Source organism: Candidatus Nitrosotalea sp. FS (assembly GCF_011319475.1).
Taxonomy (GTDB): Archaea; Thermoproteota; Nitrososphaeria; order Nitrososphaerales; family Nitrosopumilaceae; genus Nitrosotalea.
This window is the reverse complement of record NZ_RCMC01000096.1, coordinates 20,234-38,124: the sequence shown is the minus strand read 5'-3', so window position 1 is coordinate 38,124 and position 17,891 is coordinate 20,234. Positions and strand designations below refer to the sequence as shown.

Sequence of the window (17,891 nt, the reverse complement as noted above, 5' to 3'; positions counted from 1 at the left end):
ACAACATTTGAGACACTCTTTGATGCAGCATCTGCGTTGTTTTTTGCATCCTCAATATCGCTTGTAAGTTGGTTTATCAGTGTACCCACCTGCCCCATGTTTATAGTACCAGAAGATGAAGATCCTGAAGATGGCGGAAAGTTAAGTGAATCAACACTTGCAACATCGTCTAATGGTATCTCTGCATCAATTATCTGATCTTCCACATTACCCTTCAAGACAAGACTATAGGTTCCAACTCGNCAATATCGCTTGTAAGTTGGTTTATCAGCGTGCCCACCTGTCCCGTGTTTGTAGTATCAGAGGATGAAGAACCTGAAGAGGGTGGAAAATTTAGAGAGTCAACACTTGCAACATCATCTAACGGAATTTCACCATTGATTGTCTGTCCTTCCACAGTACCGGAAAACACTAGACTATAAGTGCCAACTTTTGTAGGAATCAATACTGCATCATATTGTCCATCAACTGTACTGCTTGGAAGAAAATCAAGAGGTTTTGTTATGGTTCCATATTTGACTGATATCTGCAAGTCTTTGAGTGCGTTAATTACAGGTTGTGCAGTATCGCCACTGCCTTTCTTTATGGTTACCTGAGCCCCATTAACCAGTCCGGTATAAACGGGTTCATTACCCCAACCAACTTGTACAAGGTAATTACCAAAAACCTTAGTGATGTGTGCTTCGGCAGGTTTTATGCCAAATGGAGAGACAAACACAATTGTTGCAATAAGAGACAAGAATATTACAGTGACAAGAAACTGTTTTGACTTGGCCATGTAGTTATTTAGAATCCCAGGTGTGATTTGAATCTGGTTGTCATCACCGCACCCGCAATGGCAATTATGCTCAAGAGTGCAGGCATTGGAAATCTGGTACAGAGGGAGTTCCATGTGCATCTGCTCCTTGAATATTATAGGCTTCAATCAGAGTTGGATGAATACCCACGTGAACATCCATCATGATTGTATTTACGTCCNGCATTGGAAATTCTGGTACAGATGGAGTTCCATGTGCATCTTCTCCTTGAATATTATAAGCCTCAATCAGAGTTGGATGGATACCCACATGAACATCCATCATGATGGTATTTACGTCAGCCTTGTTATTTAGATCTTGGACTAGTTTTGCAAAACCATCAGAGATTTTTGAATTACTAGAAATGTTTGGATTCTGAGATGCCACATCACTGAACATTTGTTGTGCGGTAGTTGCAAGCGATACAGAATTTTCATAGGCATTTGCATTCACGATGTTACTTGGTGCCATGTTTGATATGCTGTCATTAGACATTTTCATTTGAGACATGTCATTCAAGTCTACGGTGGAGTTTAGTGCATTGCCGTATTTTTCCAAGGCCTCTTTTATAACAAATGTAACGGCTAATGCCTGAACAGTAGAGNTGTCATTAGACATTTTCATTTGAGACATGTCATTCAAGTCCACGGTGGAATTTAGTGCATTGCCATATTTTTCCAAGGCTTCTTTTATAACAAATGTAACGGCCAATGCCTGAACGGTAGAATTGCTCAGTTTGTCCTTGTCAACTCGAACTTGAACAGATTCATCAAGATAACCACCAAGTTTTGTAACATCATCGTTTACCATACTTTGGTTTCCGGCTGTTGCACTATCCAAAGTGGCATTAATTGTAGATGGGNAGATAACCATCAAGTTTTGTAACATCATCATTCACCATGCTTTGGTTTCCGGCTGTTGCATCATCCAAAGTAGCATTAATTGTAGAAGGAATTTCTTGTTGTAATAGAGTATTTCGTTCTCCCATTTCTCTAGTATCATTAGCAGACCAATACTCACCTAGCGCATCAGCATAGTAACCAATTGTATCTTTTTGTCCAACATGTTTTGCCACGTTGGCCACCTCAGTTTTTATTTCTGTGACTTTGGCCAACCAAGACGCACTTTCATCGCCACCAAAATTATGAGCAAAAGCCGGATGTNCATCAGAATAGTAATCAATTGTATCTTTTTGTCCAACATGCTTTGCTACATTAGCAACCTCAGTTTTTATTTCTGCTACTTTGGCCAACCAAGACGCACTTTCATCACCACCAAAATTATGAGCAAAAGCAGGATGGACATAGATCAAACCAGAACCGATTACACCTACAAGTAATAATGCTGTAAATTTGTTATTCACGATAAATCACTCCTGTGATCTCATTTAAAAGTCTTATAGTACAACAATCGAATAAAATCATATTTTGAAAAAACAAATCATGTATCTTGATAATTGTTGTTCGATGTTTGTACCACAAATTGAGCAAGAGCAATATAGTAAATCATAGATTTGTAATACACATCAAATGATCAAAACTAAAAATAAATTACTTGTAATTGTGGTCATAGCAGTAATTACATCAGTTATTGTAATTCCAAATATTCCAAATTCTTATGCACATGCAAGTGTGGAGAGAAGCAACCCTGCAGAATCACAATCGCTTTCAACACCACCAACCAAGGTAGATGTTTACTTTAGCGATCCTGTGGACATTAAGTTCAGCGAAATAAAAGTCTTGGATTCAGATGGAAAACAGATCCAAGAGAATGATCTGCATTACATAGATAGAAACCAAAAGGCATTGAGTGTATCACTTCCTCCAAATCTGAAAAATGGCATATACACAATAGCCACAAGAGTGCTTGAACCAAACAGACGGTCATGTTACTGAATACCCGTTTGCTTTTGGCATAGGACAAGAAGTTCCTAAAAGCGTCGCAAGTAACCTAGCAAGTAATTACCAAATAGTCTCAATACCTGAGGCAATAGCAAGATTTCCATCTCTTTTAGGTCAAGTCATAGTAGCAGGAATTGCATCATCTTCACTATGGTTATGGGGTCCAATATCCAGGATACCCAGATTCAAAGATTCCATGGCACAGACAAGAATCAAGATAGACAGTGTCATGACAAAGACGGCAGTGATAGGATCCATTGTTATCATAGCATCAGGTTTTGCGATGATAATCGTACAGGCATATTCAATAAATGCAGGAGTGCTTGATGCGATTTCTACAAAGTTTGGAAACATGTGGATTCTCAGAATGATTGCATCATCTGCATTACTTGGATTATCATTTGTAATGTATCAGAGAACAAAAAAGACTCCAATGATAATTCCGAGGACGCATACTACACTTTTACTTGGCGTAAGTTTTTTAGTTCTACTTACTACAAGTCTAATAAGTCACGGAGCAGCTACTGGTCAGATAGTTCCTCTACTGCTTGACTTTTGTCACAATGTCTTTGCATCATTATGGATTGGAGGAATAATTTATCTTGCATTTGTTGCAATGCCACAGTTAAAACAGATTACAGACACAAACAACAGTCTTTCTGTAATTTCTTTGCTCATTCCAAGATTTTCAACACTTGTGATTACTGTACTTGGAGCAGTTGTAGTTACTGGTCCATTTTTATTATATGCGTTAGAGAACAATCTTGCGTTAACCCTAGCATCATTTTATGGTAAAGTGCTCATAATCAAACTTTCACTTGCAGCTGCGATGATAGTATTTGGAGCATATGATCAAATGTTTGTCAGCAAAAAGGCATATTTGGTAATTTCAAATGGAGTAGCAAGAAGCACAANAACCCTAGCATCATTTTATGGCAAAGTACTCATAATCAAATTGTTACTGGCCTCGGCCATGATAGCATTTGGGGCATACGATCAAATGTTTGTCAGCAAAAGGCATATTTGGCAATCTCAAATGGAGTAGCGAGAAGCACGTCAATACAGAAAACAACAGATACAAACCAAATTCTTTCAAGATTTGGCACAAGCATAAAGATAGAGGCAATCATAGGAATAGCACTGATTGCATCAGTAGCAGTACTAGTGGACTCAGGATTACCATCAAGTGAATTTCAGAGTCAGATACAATTGCTACAAAATAACGCATTTGCACTAACAAACAATACTCAGAACATTCAAGGATTATCCCAAACAGGATTTATTGAAAATGGTAGCAGAATAACACTATCCATCAACCCATTTGCTACGGGAAATAATGACTTTACAATATCATTTTTGGATTCAAATAAAAAACCAATAGACATGAAGTCGGTTCAGCTCAAACTGACTCCAATAGATAGTGGGATTGGATCCATTACAGTTGATGCAAACAAGACAGATACTGGCACCTTTACCGCAAATACTGATTTTGGATTCCCAGGACACTGGACAATTAGAGTTGAGGGTGTTCAAAATAAAGAAAACGCGCTCAACCTAGTATATTCTTACAACTTGTTTGTAAAGCCAAAACTTGACAACTTGCAGATAGATATCAAAGAATACAAGACTCCAGGAAACAGCAGTACACCAAGATTTCCAATATACGACAGTAGCAGAAACAAGATATGGGTAGCAGACACTACAAACAAAAGTGGAAAGATACTTGACTTTGATCTAGTAACCAAAAAATACACAGAGCATAAAATTGATGGGTTAAACAGTGCAGTATATTCTGCGTTAGATTCTCACAATACCTTATGGTATATCGACTATGCACAAAAAACACTTGGACATTACAATCCAGATGACAATTCAAATAAAGAATACCCAATTCCAGATAAAGGTATTCTGACAAGCATTGCAATTGACAACAATGATACTGTTTGGATCACTTCTACAAACTTGAATACATTTACAGCTAAGATGTTGAAATTCAACACGAGTACAACAAAATTTGATTCGATAGATTTACCAGACAAATCAGCCCCACAAGGAATGGTAGTTGATAACACGTTAGGCAAGATATGGATTGTAGAAGGAATCGGGAAAATATCTAGTCTTGACATTTCAACTAACAAAGTGACAGAGTTTACACCGCCTGGAAATTACACATTAGATGAACCAACTGCTGTAACATTAGATCCTCAGACAGGACAGTTGTACATTTCAGAGCATTCAGGACATGCAGTCTCTGTCTTTGATCCATTACTTGGAACATTCAAAAAAATACAACTTGACACTAATGCAGATAGTCTTCCATATGGAATGGCATTTGACAAGTATCACAATCTTTGGGTTTCACAGCATACAATTGACAAAATCTCAGTAATAGACCCAAGGACAGGTAGTGTTNACATGCAATTTCTGTCTTTGATCCATTACTTGGAATATTCAAAAAAATACAGCTTGATCCTAATGCGAACAATCTTCCATACGGAATGGCCTTTGATAAATATCACAATCTGTGGGTTGCACAGCACACAATTGACAAAATCTCAGTAATAGACACAAGAACTGGGGATGTTATTGAAAAAGATATTCCATCATCAGGTACTTGGGTGCAGTGGTTAACTACAGATTCTGAAGGAAACATCATAATGGCGGAAGAAAAGGCAAATGCTCTTGCCATAGCAACTATAACTGCAGGACAGCCACAGAGCAATCAACAAAGTATTGCTGCATCAATCCCAGAACTTGGTTTTGATTATGTCCAGGTTGTAGCTCCATCCATTACGGGATTGCTAGTCATAGTGGCCTTTTTCTACTGCAAAGGTGTGATTGACCTAAGAAGAGCGTCAAACCAGGCCAGAAAAATTTAAAATTAAAAAATATTTTTTATGGGTTTGAATCTAAAAAATCAGCTCGAGTCTTTGCTGAATGGACGCACTTGCCACACAGCAAAGAACTGAGCAGGATGAAGTCAAAACGATATGCTGCACATAACACAAGATAATTTTACAAGATAAAGAAATTGGTACATTTCCCGAATATACCATTCACAGTGCAATAAAACAAGAACTTGTTCGATACTTGTACCAGTTCGTTTAAATTCAATTTTTGACCATCATATGCCATGTCCAAGTATGACAGCATTATAGAAAACAGGTCTAATCTGCTGACTTTGATCATGTTTGCAGTCATAGGCGTTTTGGCAATACCAGTTATCTTACCACATATTTTTCATAAATTTCAGATCTTTCACATACTAATCCATCTCAGCGGTATAAGTCTAGCAGTATTCTTGAGTATCATATCCGCAATTGCATACTCCAGAGTCAAAACTAAAAGATTATTTTTTACAATGCTAGCATTTTCACTTTTTGTAATAGCAGAAGCACTATCCCTTGTAGATGCAACATGGCAATACACGTATTATTTAGGTCCATTTCCAGCAGAAGAGATCGCACATTTCTTTGAGTTATCAACACTTGGAATGTTTGCCCTCAGCGTATTTAGGAAAGATTAGACATGGATAGAGAAACAGAGATCATTAGTATTATCGAAAAAAATCCCGGAATAAAATTCAGAGAAATAATGAGAGAGACAGGATTGAAAAATGGAGTTCTAAGTTATCATGCAAGAAAACTGGAGGAGAATGGAAGTGTAAAGATAGATAGAAAGTCAGGGGAGACTAGATTCTATCCACTTTTTGTTACAGAAGAAGAGTCACTTGTAATATCAAGTCTTAGACGAGACACACAAAAATACATTCTATTGTCATTATTAGATGGAAAACCATTTTCATTCAACGAAATAGTACAGAAAGTGAAAAAGGCACCCTCTACGGTATCTACTTTTCTTTCAAAACTTGTAGAGGATGGACTAGTAGAGGTCAGAATCATAGAACTAAAGAAAGTATACTTTTTGAAAAATCCTGACATGGTTCATGAAATCATAAAACGGTACAGTCCAGTATTACTTGAAAGAAGTGCATACAACTTTGCCGACACATTCTCAAGCCTATAACAATCAATTTTCAGATACAGGTTTGATACTAGCAACATCAAAGACTAGTGCGATCTAATGAAAACCTGCCTACTATTTATTTAGAGTTATAGAATAAGACACTACAAATTGACGCGTATACTAATTCTGCTTGCCATTGCATGTGTTTTAGTTCCAAGCGTTATCCTCTTGTCTGCATATGGAGATGGACTTGCAAGCGAGATGCTTCCACCTGCAATGATTGGAAACAAGAATGTTACACTATCAATCAATTCCTCACCATTTTTAATTGACAACACACATGTGGGTACTCAGATAAACTTTGTTTTACAGGATGCTTCAAATCAAGAACCATTCCAAGAAGTAACACTTGCAGTATCTGCTTTCAAAGATGACCAAGCACTTTTTGGTCATGTGTTTATGAGCGACAGTGGTAATTTTCTGTTCAATGTAGTACCAGATAATTCTTCAAGCAAGATTGCAATAAACGAACAAGGTGGTATATTTCCGGGTGTCTTGGGGCACAGTGGAAGTTACCAGGTAAAAGGACCAGTCTTTGCAACAGGTGGATTGTACAAATTCAAGATAAACGTTCTCACAATGGGCTCTTATGACAACCAGATAAGCAAATCATTCAATGCTGCCATATCAATTCCAGAGACCAAAGATTATGCCATAAATGACATTGATGATGGAAAACAGACAGTTACTATAATTGCATATTATGACCAGATTGGAAACTTTCAGTATAATTCTAACAAAAAAGAGATGAGTTTTTCAATGCCATTTAACTGGAGTCAAGACAACCTAAAACAAGTATCAGTGGTACATCAAGAACTCAAGATACCTAGAACATTTGCCAATTTCATAGTCACAAAGTATGATGCACATGTAAATGGAATTGTATTACCAGACAATGCAGTCAGCATAGATGATTACTCTTCTGATGAATATAGAATTGTGCACTTGATACTATACAAAAAAGAAGTAAACGACATTGCAGCAAAACAAAGTTCCAAGCCAGAGATGGACTTTACACTTTCGCCAAGCAATGAGACAGCATTTCCAATAACACAGTACNCAAAGTATGATGCACATGTAAATGGAGTGGTATTGCCAGACAAGGCAGTTAGCATAGATGATTACTCTTCTGATGAATACAGGATTGTACACTTGATCTTATACAAAAGGGAAGTAAACAATATTGCGGCACAGCAAAGTTCCAAGCCAGAGATGGACTTTACTCTTTCACCAAGCAATGAAACAGCATTTCCAATAACACAATATACAAGAAATGCCCAGTACAAGGTAAGCCTTAGTTGGGATCCCCCAAAAATCATTTCAGGTCAGACAACAAGATTTAGTTTCCAGATTCTTGATCCATACCTAGTAAACAAGACAGTAAGTTCGATAAACTATGACTTTTCAATAATAGCCGGAAAAAATGGTCTGATGTTTCACAAGAGTGGTACAACCAATAATGATGATACCCCAAATACAGTTGATGTTAATTTCCCTGCAAACTATTCAGGCCCCATCACCATAGGATTTGAAAATCTAAATGGGAACAGTTTTGCAGACTCTGAAATCTCTGGAATTGTCTCAAAGCCACGCATAGTTCCAGAATTTCCCACAGGATCATTGATCATGATTACAGCCATATTCTCACTTGTAATCATACTTCCACGATTAAGAAAATGAAAATACCTCGAGGAATAGGAGTTTTACTGGCAGGAGCAGGCATGTTTCTAGTGGGACATTTTCTGTCACAACTTGTTCTTGATTTGATTCCAACAATCAATCCAGCCAATTCAAGTGCCATTGCAGATGCAAATTATCACATGTTGTCTATCAGCAATCAGTTATCAATCATAAGCCAATTTGGGCTCATTGTAATAGTAATTGGCGCAATCATTTTCTTTACAGATAGAAGAAAAAAGACCATACCGTAGAATATCATGTATACATCATCTAGAACACAAAAACTGCTTCCTAAGAGCAACAGATTTTTTATTTTTTAATCATTAGACTCTATCCTTTCATACCATAACCGACAAGTACAGAATAGCATCCAAGGCCACACTCTTCACAGATTGGTTGCATAGAAGAGTTCTCTGCACTGCCAATACAGCACGGCTTTTTCTCTCTTCCCATGTGATCAACTGATAAAATTGCCCAGGTGGGACAGTCAATTGGTACCGTTCCTTTTCCACCCCAGTTTTTCTTCATCAGTTCAAGCTGATTGTCAGGATTGATGATATAATCATCATCAAATTTCTTTTTCATTTCAATGATACCATCNCTTTTCCACCCCAGTTTTTCTTCATCAGTTCAAGCTGATCATCAGGATTTATGATATATTCATCATCGAACTTCTTTTTCATTGCAATGATTCCATCAACCACTTTGGTTCTCTCAGGGCCAAATGGCAAAAACAGAGGATCATTTTTTGCAAAAGGCGTATGAAATTGAAATCCAATCTTGTTTGTATGTTCATGCCATTCTTGGGCCACATCTTGTACTGTTTTGTAGTTTTGTGAGTTTATTGTCATTGTGATCCAGACATCTTTCCATGCCTTTTCTCCATTATTGTTCACATAGTCAAGTACATTTTTTCGGGTTTTATCATATGAACCAGGACCGCGGATTTTATCATGAATCTCTTTTGTTCCATCTATGGATATCCAGTAAAAGTAGAGGTTTGGAATTTTTTTCAAAGGCATAGTTCCGTTTGATACAATACAGATTCTTTTTGGAAACTGCTTTACAAACAAGTCAATGACATCAGGCCTGAGAGTTGGCTCGCCTCCAACCAAGGTAATAATGAATACATGTTTTTTCTTGAATTTCTCATCAATCACTTTTTGCCATTGCTCAACTGTGAGTTCTTCATTTTCTTTTCTGTTTAGCCACCAATAGCAATGTGTACAATGCAGGTTACACACATTAATGATATCAGCAGATCCATACAACGGACTCTTTCTATGAAATAATCTATAGCCTGCGAATTTACCAAATATGTGAAAGTAGCATGGCATCTCGCGGACTAGCTGTGTGACCCCTCTACCCATTATTTCCATAGTATACCATAATAACGTCCTGCCTGTTAAAAGACATTTTTTCCTAAAGGATAATTTCACAATGGTAGTATACACTAACATTTGTCTATTTTTTGTATCTAGTTAGCACACATGAGGGTGGTAGTACATTTTACCTTTGACAGGTGACGTATTTTTTTTGCAATGATCTCACGAATCTCATCAATGTTTGTGCATTCCAGTTTCACGATGATATCATAGTTACCAAATACGCCTAGTACCTCTTTTACCGAACCTAACGATTTCACACCTTCGACAATTGTCCCCTCCGCACCCATCTCACAGTTTATCATCACATATGCGGTTTCCATTATAATAATTCGTGTTCATAATATATGAAATTTTTGATATATCTCAAAAATCGATTAATTTCTGAAAACGGCAAATACACATACAGATGTGCGGTACATCTGAATTTAAAAAAATAGAAAAAAAGGTAAAACTACTTGTCTCCCATTAGGAAGGTTACATCTACAGTAGTTGTTACTTGTTGGTTTGCGGCAAATACTGGTGTTGACTTGTCAGCCATAGACATGGCGCCATAGTACATTGGTACTGGCGGCATGTTAAACTCTGACAGGCTAACCATTTTTACGCCTATTATCTTCTGGCCTAGAGGATCAATTGCTTTTCCGGCTCTTGATTGGGCATTCAAGACTGCTTTGCTTAGCAGATCGTCTTGCACTCTTTGTTGCTGATCAGGAGAGAGTGAGAATGATATGNAGTTGTTACTTGTTGGTTTGCGGCAAATACTGGTGTTGACACGTCAGCCATAGCCTTGGCACCATAGTACATTGGTACTGGAGGCATGTTAAACTCTGACAGGCTAACCATTTTTACGCCTATTATCTTCTGGCCTAGAGGATCAATTGCTTTTCCGGCTCTTGATTGTGCATTCAAGACTGCTTTGCTTAGCAGATCATCTTGTACGCTTTGTTGTTGGTCAGGAGAGAGTGAGAATGAAATATTATCTACTCTGTTTGCTCCTGCACCTGTTGCAGCATCAATGATATTTCCTGCAAGCGATAGTTTAGTCGTCTTGACATACAAAGTGTTTGAAGCTCGGTAGCCTGTAAGCACTGACTTGTGTACACCAATAGTTGGATCAGGTACAGAATCATTGTACACTGGATAAATTGAGAATCCAGCAGTGCTGATCTCATCTTTGGTTATTCCGCTGTTCAAGACAGCATTTACCACGTCAGTCATCATCTGAGCGTTTGAACTTGTTGCATCTTTGGCAGTCTTTGCCTCGGTGTCAACACCAAACTGAACAGTAACTAAATCTGGTGATACAAATGTAGTTGCAGAACCTGTGACAGATACTGTTCTTTCTCGTGATGCTGGTATTACAGGTGCTTGTTGTCCATAAGCCCCTTGAGAAATTTCTAGACTTGCAAATACGGCAGTTGAAACAATCAATATTGCAGCAATTGTTGCAAGCATAGTTTTTTTCTGGGTTGTCATTAGATATCATATAGCGTGTAGAGCTTATAGGCTTTGATTAAATTTCATTTTAACTTAATTTTTTTTAAAAATTTAGATTACAACAGGCAAAATAATGTATTTTTTATCAAAACTAGACCAAAGTACAATTTTGTATTATTTTTTTATTTTTCGTAATTTTGCAAATGCACGCATTCCAAGAAATATTGTAAAAAAAGCAGCAGTAGCTCCAGCTATTGCAATTGCAATCATCACAGGATCTTGTGATATAACAGATGGTTCTGGTGTTACGATATTGGTGGCAGCAAATGGAGCAATGGATCCATTACTTCTAAGAGACTCGGTAGTATGTGGTAAACTTTTTTGTGCAACATCGTGAATTGGTGCGCCCGGATTTGCAGTCTGTGCCTGTTCTACAAGATAAATCACAGGACCCACTATAACAAAAGCCGCAATACTTGCCAGATAATGACGCAGTTGTAGAAAGATTGCCTCTTTTTTGGATTTTGAGACATTATTTTCAGTAGGATTTGTGGGTGGAACTATAACAAACGCCGTCTTTACAGGACCATAGTATTTCATCTGTTTATTTTTTGAGCTAAGTTCAATTTTCTCTACTTTTATCAATCCTACACCAAGTAAACGATTGATATGCCAATTTACAAGAGGAAGTGAGATGTTCAGAGATTTTGCCAGTTCGTTTGTGCTTGACACTCCCTGCGATATCTTGCCAAATATTGCCCGGCCAGTGTCGTTTGCCAGTTCTTCCCCAATTATTTTTATCCGTTCATCTTCAGTACTGATTACTTCAATGTGCTCTTGTGCCTTTACAAGAAAATCAGAGTTATCGTCTTCAGACATGATATGATATCATCGCTGGAACATATAATTGAACAATGTTTCCATAATCATGCGCAACTCTTTTCTTTACATGGAATGGTTATTCAAGATTTGAATCCATTCCAGACTATCATGCTTACAATCATTTCACAACCTCGTTAATTCATACTCATAAACAATGTAAAAATACCATCTACCGTATTTTGACGTATCAGCATNGAGTATTAAACAAATTTGACCAAACCCACCCCCGGTATTTTGTTTGTCGTAATTTAAAATGCAAAATTTAACATTATTGAATCTGAAAGGGTCTTTCCAGGTCATTGTGCTTACAATCATTTCACAACCTCGTTAATTCATACTCATAAACAACGTAAAAATGCCATCCACCGTATTTTGAGATATCAGTATGNTTAGCTGGTGGATTTACAATAGACAAAAACGTACATCGGAACAACAAGACAAGATATTAAGAAGAATCGAAAAACTAGAGGAAAACCATAGCGAGATTTTAAAAAAACTTGCAGACTTTGATGACAAGCATGAATCATCATTTGATGCAATACAAGAACTTGACAGAAAGATAGATNTTAGCTGGTGGATTTACAACAGACAAAAACGCACATCTGAACAACAAGACAAGATATTAGGAAGAATCGAGAAACTAGAAGAAAACCATAGTGATATTTTAAAAAAACTTGCAGACTTTGATGACAAGCATGAATCATCATTTGATGCAATACAAGAACTTGACAGAAAAATAGACGCATTACTAAAGAAAGATAATGATTCCAAGTGATGATATCATCACTTGCTTGAAAACGACCACTTGTCTTCCTTGTTGAGTTTTAGTATCTGCTCCGGAGAAATATCCTTGTGATCNAACTTGACAGAAAGATAGATGCACTACTAAAGAAAGATGACGATTCCAAGTGATGACATCATCATTTGCTTGAAAACGACCACTTGTCTTCCTTGTTGAGTTTTAGTATCTGCTCCGGAGAAATATCCTTGTGATCAATACCAATATGAGTAGTATATTCTACAAGGCTTGTGAATTTTTTACCGCATACAGGACAGTTTTTTTCAAACCCACCCATGGTATAACATGGATAAATCTTCTATTTTAAGATATTCTAGATTCTCACATTAGAGTTTGCCATATTCTTCTTCATCAGAATATGCCCTCTCTGCGTGTTCTTCAATGTCAAGCCCAGCTTCTTCTACCTCAGGGGTCACACGTATTGGAACCAGTGCCTTGATTATCTTGAGAATAAAGCCACGTGCCTCCAAATCCCATCAGTACTGCAATTCCAACTCCGATTGCCTGTGCACCAAGTTGTCCTGGATTTCCAAACAACAATCCGTTTATTCCAAGATGGTTTACTGCAGAGTTGGCAAATACACCCACAAGTAATGAACCAATTATTCCTGAGATACCATGAACTGCCCCAATGTCAAGTGCATCATCTATCTTCAAGCGTTCCTTTAGTACAGGTACCATCAATGATGATGCAAAGCCTGCAATGATTCCAATCACTACAGCATATTCTACTCCGACATAACCAGAAGCTGGAGTAATTGCTGCAAGACCTGCAACCGCTCCATTGATTGCCGCAATAACGCTAGATTTTCTTGTTCTAATCCAAAATATTACAACCCAGATAAGACATGACACCGCAGATGCCATTTGCGTATTTACTATAGTAACTCCAGAAAGAGAGCCGGCAGAATATGCACTTCCCGCGTTGAATCCAAACCATCCTAGCCATAAAAGCGAAGAACCAAGAACCGCAAGCGGAATATTATGTGGCACCATGATACCAGGACCAAACCCAAGTCGTCTACCAAGTACTAGTGCAGCTGCAATTCCACCAACACCTGTTGTGGTGTGTATGATCATACCACCTGCAAAATCAACTACACCAAGCTTGTGAAGCCAANGTGCAGCTGCAATTCCACCAACACCTGTTGTGGTGTGTATAATCATCCCTCCTGCAAAATCAACTACGCCAAGCTTGTGCAGCCACCCATCTCCCCAGATCCAGTGCACCAACGGATAGTAGATCAGTGCNCATATGCACTAAACTTCATTCGCTCTGCCACTGCACCAGTAAGTATTAGTGGAGTTATCACTGCAAACATCATCTGGTACATTGCAAGTGAGACAACGGGTACAGTTGGCGCATAATGCAACCCCTCATTTTGAGACACTCCTTTTAAGAATCTCCAATCCATGTTTCCTGTCAGGCCCTCACCAGTGTCAGGTCCAAAAGTCAGGCTAAATCCTACTGTGAACCACATCACACTGAGCAATGCAAGACCAAAGAAGATCTGCATAAAGACAGAGACCGCATTTTTTTGTCGCAAGAGGCCAGCCTCAAACATGCCAAGTGCGGGGATCATTAAAAGCACCAAGCTAGATGCTATCATAAGCCAGGCTGTGTCGCCTGTGTTTATCGGAACGGGCAAGATGAAACTAGGTCAGAATGTTGCAATATTAATCATTTTCCAAATATCTAACAAAGACTATTTTGACACTAAGAACGCGGTGCCATGTGAAATATTTTACTTGGAACGATCTTCAGTAAGATTCTTTCTTCACCAGGCATAGCAAACGGATACTTGTCCACACCCAAGTATTTTTTTGCCATTTTATCGATATGCTTGTCTGCACCCTCAACAGTCTGCTCCACAACATTACCCTGAATTGTTACCATGTTGTATGGATTGTTTCTGTCAGTAATGGCGATTGCAACCCTCGGATCTCTTGACACATTTTTTTGCTTTACTCTATCTTTTGCAGTATTTACAAGAATNCCACAACATTACCCTGAATTGTTACCATGTTGTATGGATTATTTCTGTCAGTAATGGCAATTGCAACCCGCGGATCTCTTGACACATTTTTTTGCTTTACCCTGCCTTTTGCAGTATTTACAAGAATTATTCCATCAACCAGATCTATCCAAACTGGAGTTATCTGTGGCGAGTCATCTTTCATCAGTGTCGCAACAAATGCAAAATTTTTGTCTTCAATTAATTTGGCAACCTCTTGAGATATGGTACCAGTCATAGTGAATGNCCAAACTGGTGTTATCTGTGGCGAGTCATCTTTCATCAGCGTAGCAACAAATGCAAAATTTTTGTCTTCGATTAATTTTGTAACCTCTGGAGATATGTTACTAGTCATAGTGAATTTGCCTTGTTTCCAAACTTGCCTTCCATCACAATTTCAGACAATGGTTTTCTTGTGTTCGGAGTTTCACGGGCCTGAAGTTCTGGAGAGAGTTTGTCTTTTGTACCTCGCTTTCCAATTGCAACCATTGCCATCACCTCAAAATCATCAGGTACACCAAGTGTTGTCTTTGCCTTTGAATAGTCAAATCCAGCCATTGCATGTGTCACCAATCCCTGTGATACTGCCTGGATTGCCAGATTCTCCCATGCAGCTCCTGTATCAAACTGGTGAGTAAGTGACNCCTCAAAATCATCAGGTACACCAAGTGTTGTCTTTGCCTTGGCATAGTCAAATCCAGCCATTGCATGGGTTACCAACCCTTGTGATACTGCCTGGATTGCAAGGTTCTCCCATGCGGCTCCTGTATCAAACTGGTGTGTCATGGATGGTTGTCCGTTATTTTCAAAGTTCTTTCTTGATACAATAACTACCAGTGCAGATGCATCAACACACCACTGTTTGTTAAAGTCGATTAACAGATTGAAAAAGTCATTCCAGTTTTGAGAACCTCTCTTGGCATAGATGAACCTCCATGGTTGGCTGTTAGAAGACGATGGAGCCCACCGTGCAGATTCAAATAAAGAGAACAGTTCCTTGTCGCTTATTTCAGACGGTACAAATGATCTTGGAGACCATCTGCTTACAATAACAGGATTGATTTCAAATGTCATGCTTCGTGCTTTTTGCACTTCGGGATCTATCATGGACAATCTTCATACTCTACATTAGTTATTTAACATAATCGACTTTTAGAATCACAAAACATGTAATAAAAATTTCAAGTTATCTTTTCATGGAATCTATGCGAGAAAAAATTGGTCCCATGTATTTACTAGATGCCACAACTGCAAACGCTACACCAGTACCAAGAAGTATCCCACCAACTACATCTGTAGGATAATGAACTCCAACATAGATTCTCGAATATGCAACAAGTGCTGCCTCAATTGCAAGTATTATGGAAGCAATAATCTGCTTGCTTCTATGAAATCTTAAAAGAAGAATTGCCGCACCGCCAGAAACAATTGTAGCGTGACCGGATGGGAAAGATGGATCAGTATCATTTTGAACCAACAGATTTTCACTTGAAACCGGTACTGGTCGTTGTCTATCTATCTCAGATTTTAGTACGGTTCCAAGAGGAATTAGGATCAAGAAAGTTATCGTAAGCAATACAGCAGCTTTGCGTCCATCTTTTCTGCCAAAAACAAAAAGCAGTGCAGTCACCCCAATCCATACTGCTTCACGTCCATATTTTGACAGGTCTATCATTATTTTGTCAACAGTCTTTCCTGTAGGATGATTTATGGATACAAATCCAGAACGGTCCCATTCTGATACACCCATATTATTTTGAACAATCATTAAAGCCAATACTGCAAATCCTGCAAATATTATTGCAGATGCTATGGCGTATTTCATTTAATCAAATTGAAAAACATCTTCATTATAAAACAAGCTCTACAGCGTCATTTTATGCATCCAGGATGTACCTGCTCTTCACTTTGTTGCCCACAAGACTTGCACTGGAACTGGTATGGTTTACCGCAGACAAGACATTTCTTCAATGCCTCAAGTTCATAGCCACAATGCCTACAAGTATCTGCACGCATTTTCACGACACTTACCAACATGTGGTATTTATCGATTCCATGAAAACTCCAAAGGGTATTTTGCAGTAGGACAAGCTAATTTCACTCATGAGACAAGAGTCGATTAAACAACTTAGCTTAACAATAATCAAACAAGCTTATGAGATGTTATCAGTTTGTCCACATAATTATAGGCATGACAGACAAAACAAAACCCACCGTGTGGGCAGCAGAGGTTCGCGCTCCGTTCAAGAAAGTAATTGCATACGACATCCTGTTTTTGGGACTAGGTGCAGTAATCGGAGCCGGAGTAATCACCGCAGTCCTATTTCATTAGATAGGACTTTTTTTAATTTTTAATGTGGTGATCAAGTTACAGTCTTGCGATGTTTCCTTTGATATGCTGTAACACAAAAAATAATTCCAGTACCAATTATTATTATAATTCCAGCGTAAAAGAAAGGCGAGAAAGAAATTGTTCCAATTGGTTCAACTTCAAAATAATCTTGGACGATCATGAAACCACCCATAACCAACGCTCCAATCAATACCACTGTCAGTATTTCCATTCACATTTCTTGAACGGTACACCTTTTAACCATTTACCAAGAATTGGATAATTACTATTCAAATCCTATAGAATTAGTAAAAAATTATTCTACACGGTGATGTAGGACAAGCTGATCATAGAATCTTACAGACTTTACATTAACAAATTCAAGCATTCCATATCTTGAGAGCTCACGCCCAAAACCACTCTGCTTGACACCTCCAAATGGCACTCTAGGATCAGAAATTACTACATTGTTGACTGAAACAATTCCAGACTCTATCAACCTGGATAGTTTTTCTGCTTTTTCAAGATTCTTTGTCCATATGCTTGCACCAAGACCATACTTTGACGAGTTTGCAAGCCTAATTGCCTCATCTTCGTTCTCAACTACAGTCACAGGAGCAATCGGTCCAAATAC

Annotated in this window: 16 protein-coding genes and 5 pseudogenes; 6 read left to right on the top strand and 15 right to left on the bottom strand. The window is 38.2% G+C overall.

What is annotated here, in order from left to right:
• Positions 1-2,326 precede the first annotated feature (2,326 nt).
• From DYY66_RS03685 to DYY66_RS03650, 5 genes and pseudogenes are all read left to right on the top strand, one after another.
• A complete protein-coding gene (locus DYY66_RS03685; protein WP_166286301.1) occupies positions 2,327-2,692 on the top strand; it encodes a copper resistance protein CopC in 366 nt (121 codons plus the stop codon).
• Between the two features lie 202 nt (positions 2,693-2,894).
• Positions 2,895-3,612 (top strand): annotated as a pseudogene (locus tag DYY66_RS15900) (copper resistance D family protein); the annotation flags it as partial.
• A 2,219-nt stretch (positions 3,613-5,831) separates the two neighbouring features.
• Positions 5,832-6,224 (top strand): hypothetical protein, encoded by a 393-nt coding sequence (locus DYY66_RS03665; protein WP_166286293.1) that lies wholly within the window; start codon positions 5,832-5,834, stop codon positions 6,222-6,224.
• A gap of 2 nt (positions 6,225-6,226) precedes the next feature.
• Positions 6,227-6,724, top strand: coding sequence for a winged helix-turn-helix transcriptional regulator (locus tag DYY66_RS03660; RefSeq protein ID WP_166286291.1), 498 nt, complete (start codon positions 6,227-6,229; stop codon positions 6,722-6,724).
• 1,676 nt (positions 6,725-8,400) lie between these two features.
• Positions 8,401-8,655, top strand: a complete 255-nt coding sequence (locus tag DYY66_RS03650; protein ID WP_166286287.1) for a hypothetical protein — start codon at positions 8,401-8,403, stop codon at positions 8,653-8,655.
• 350 nt (positions 8,656-9,005) lie between these two features.
• On the opposite strand, the gene DYY66_RS03640 is transcribed toward DYY66_RS03650, so the two are convergent.
• The 13 genes and pseudogenes from DYY66_RS03640 to DYY66_RS03580 all read right to left on the bottom strand — a co-directional run.
• Positions 9,006-9,741: radical SAM protein (locus tag DYY66_RS03640; RefSeq protein ID WP_255496027.1), on the bottom strand; the 736-nt coding region annotated here is incomplete at its 3' end.
• 140 nt (positions 9,742-9,881) lie between these two features.
• A complete protein-coding gene (locus tag DYY66_RS03635; protein WP_166286285.1) occupies positions 9,882-10,112 on the bottom strand; it encodes an Lrp/AsnC ligand binding domain-containing protein in 231 nt (76 codons plus the stop codon).
• 131 nt (positions 10,113-10,243) lie between these two features.
• Positions 10,244-10,486 carry an SIMPL domain-containing protein gene (locus tag DYY66_RS15895; RefSeq protein ID WP_394352559.1) on the bottom strand — a complete coding sequence of 81 codons (243 nt, stop codon included), beginning with the start codon at positions 10,484-10,486 and terminating at the stop codon, positions 10,244-10,246.
• 38 nt (positions 10,487-10,524) lie between these two features.
• The coding region (locus DYY66_RS03625) for an SIMPL domain-containing protein (RefSeq protein WP_166286319.1) at positions 10,525-11,268 on the bottom strand (744 nt) is incomplete at its 3' end.
• Positions 11,269-11,403: 135 nt separating this feature from the next.
• Complete coding sequence (locus DYY66_RS03620) at positions 11,404-12,108, bottom strand: winged helix-turn-helix domain-containing protein (RefSeq protein ID WP_166286283.1); 705 nt, start codon at positions 12,106-12,108, stop codon at positions 11,404-11,406.
• A gap of 923 nt (positions 12,109-13,031) precedes the next feature.
• Positions 13,032-13,187 carry a hypothetical protein gene (locus tag DYY66_RS03610; protein WP_166286279.1) on the bottom strand — a complete coding sequence of 52 codons (156 nt, stop codon included), beginning with the start codon at positions 13,185-13,187 and terminating at the stop codon, positions 13,032-13,034.
• A 128-nt stretch (positions 13,188-13,315) separates the two neighbouring features.
• Positions 13,316-14,030: pseudogene (locus DYY66_RS03605) on the bottom strand (ammonium transporter); the annotation flags it as partial.
• Between the two features lies 1 nt (position 14,031).
• Positions 14,032-14,161 (bottom strand): annotated as a pseudogene (locus DYY66_RS15235) (ammonia channel protein); the annotation flags it as partial.
• Position 14,162: 1 nt separating this feature from the next.
• Positions 14,163-14,475: pseudogene (locus DYY66_RS13980) on the bottom strand (ammonia channel protein); the annotation flags it as partial.
• Between the two features lie 432 nt (positions 14,476-14,907).
• Positions 14,908-15,091: pyridoxamine 5'-phosphate oxidase family protein (locus DYY66_RS15890; RefSeq protein ID WP_394352558.1), on the bottom strand; the 184-nt coding region annotated here is incomplete at its 3' end.
• A gap of 185 nt (positions 15,092-15,276) precedes the next feature.
• Positions 15,277-15,568, bottom strand: a pseudogene (locus DYY66_RS15885) (nitroreductase family protein); the annotation flags it as partial.
• A 1-nt stretch (position 15,569) separates the two neighbouring features.
• Positions 15,570-15,999: nitroreductase family protein (locus DYY66_RS15880; protein ID WP_394352557.1), on the bottom strand; the 430-nt coding region annotated here is incomplete at its 3' end.
• Positions 16,000-16,111: 112 nt separating this feature from the next.
• A complete protein-coding gene (locus tag DYY66_RS03580; protein WP_166286273.1) occupies positions 16,112-16,750 on the bottom strand; it encodes a phosphatase PAP2 family protein in 639 nt (212 codons plus the stop codon).
• Positions 16,751-17,116: 366 nt separating this feature from the next.
• On the opposite strand from DYY66_RS03580, the gene DYY66_RS03575 reads away from it, so the two are divergent.
• Entirely contained in the window at positions 17,117-17,257 is a 141-nt protein-coding gene (locus DYY66_RS03575) for a hypothetical protein (protein WP_166286271.1), read from the top strand.
• A 31-nt stretch (positions 17,258-17,288) separates the two neighbouring features.
• On the opposite strand, the gene DYY66_RS03570 is transcribed toward DYY66_RS03575, so the two are convergent.
• Both DYY66_RS03570 and DYY66_RS03565 read right to left on the bottom strand, forming a co-directional pair.
• Entirely contained in the window at positions 17,289-17,489 is a 201-nt protein-coding gene (locus DYY66_RS03570; protein ID WP_166286269.1) for a hypothetical protein, read from the bottom strand.
• A gap of 84 nt (positions 17,490-17,573) precedes the next feature.
• On the bottom strand, positions 17,574-17,891 hold a 318-nt coding region (locus tag DYY66_RS03565), incomplete at its 5' end, for an aldehyde dehydrogenase family protein (protein WP_166286267.1).

Excerpts from the sequence above, each read along its gene's own strand:
- DYY66_RS03620 (WP_166286283.1), bottom strand. The coding sequence starts at position 12,108 with ATGTCTGAAGACGATAACTCTGATTTTCTTGTAAAGGCACAAGAGCAC.
- DYY66_RS03665 (WP_166286293.1), top strand. The coding sequence starts at position 5,832 with ATGTCCAAGTATGACAGCATTATAGAAAACAGGTCTAATCTGCTGACT.
- DYY66_RS03685 (WP_166286301.1), top strand. The coding sequence starts at position 2,327 with ATGATCAAAACTAAAAATAAATTACTTGTAATTGTGGTCATAGCAGTA.
- DYY66_RS03570 (WP_166286269.1), bottom strand. The coding sequence starts at position 17,489 with ATGGAAATACTGACAGTGGTATTGATTGGAGCGTTGGTTATGGGTGGT.
- DYY66_RS03635 (WP_166286285.1), bottom strand. The coding sequence starts at position 10,112 with ATGGAAACCGCATATGTGATGATAAACTGTGAGATGGGTGCGGAGGGG.
- DYY66_RS03610 (WP_166286279.1), bottom strand. The coding sequence starts at position 13,187 with ATGGGTGGGTTTGAAAAAAACTGTCCTGTATGCGGTAAAAAATTCACA.
- DYY66_RS03650 (WP_166286287.1), top strand. The coding sequence starts at position 8,401 with ATGAAAATACCTCGAGGAATAGGAGTTTTACTGGCAGGAGCAGGCATG.
- DYY66_RS03575 (WP_166286271.1), top strand. The coding sequence starts at position 17,117 with ATGACAGACAAAACAAAACCCACCGTGTGGGCAGCAGAGGTTCGCGCT.
- DYY66_RS03660 (WP_166286291.1), top strand. The coding sequence starts at position 6,227 with ATGGATAGAGAAACAGAGATCATTAGTATTATCGAAAAAAATCCCGGA.
- DYY66_RS03580 (WP_166286273.1), bottom strand. The coding sequence starts at position 16,750 with ATGAAATACGCCATAGCATCTGCAATAATATTTGCAGGATTTGCAGTA.